1 pseudogene is annotated in these 634 nt (G+C 41.6%); it reads right to left on the reverse strand.

Annotated features, from left to right (window positions below):
- Window positions 1-345: 345 nt before the first annotated feature.
- Window positions 346-634: pseudogene (locus R7Q46_RS27920) on the reverse strand (LysR substrate-binding domain-containing protein); the annotation flags it as partial.

Below are 634 nucleotides of genomic sequence, written 5' to 3' on the forward strand. Positions count from 1 at the left end.
CTTTAACTTCAAGTTTCTCGCTTGCGTTGTAGGTATTTGATTTGATTGAACCACTGATATCATCAAACGTTGCTTTACCGATCGATGCACCAATGTAAGGAGCGGCGTTTGCCATAGAACAAGTTGCTAGAAGGGCTGCTGTTAGCCATGTGTTCTTTAACATTGTATTTCACTGCCTGTTTTATTATTGAGTTTGTGTATCGCCCTTCCTTAAGCATGTCGCGTTATCCATCTCGCTTGGCGTTAAACCGAGCGAGATGTTAGTGAATAAAAACTCAATAAAACACGAAATAATTAGACACAACTTTTCTATTTTCCTTCTTAATTAAGAATATTTAATCTTAATTACAGACACTGCTGCTTTAACCAGTTGGTCAGTTTGACGATCTCGGCCTGCTTTGCTCGGTTCTTCTTGTGCACAAAATAAAAACTGTCGCCGGTTTCTAAACCATGAGATGGGATGTAAACCAAGTCTTGTGCTTTATCTCGCTCGTTCAACATGAAGTCATTGGCAAACGCGATGCCTTGATCGTACCTTGCAGCCTCGATCGCCAAGAGCATGTGGCTAAAATGCTGAACATCGACATCATTTGGTAACGTGTAACCACCCGCTTTGCACCATTCGGCCCAATCT

Source organism: Vibrio sp. 811 (assembly GCF_033339195.1).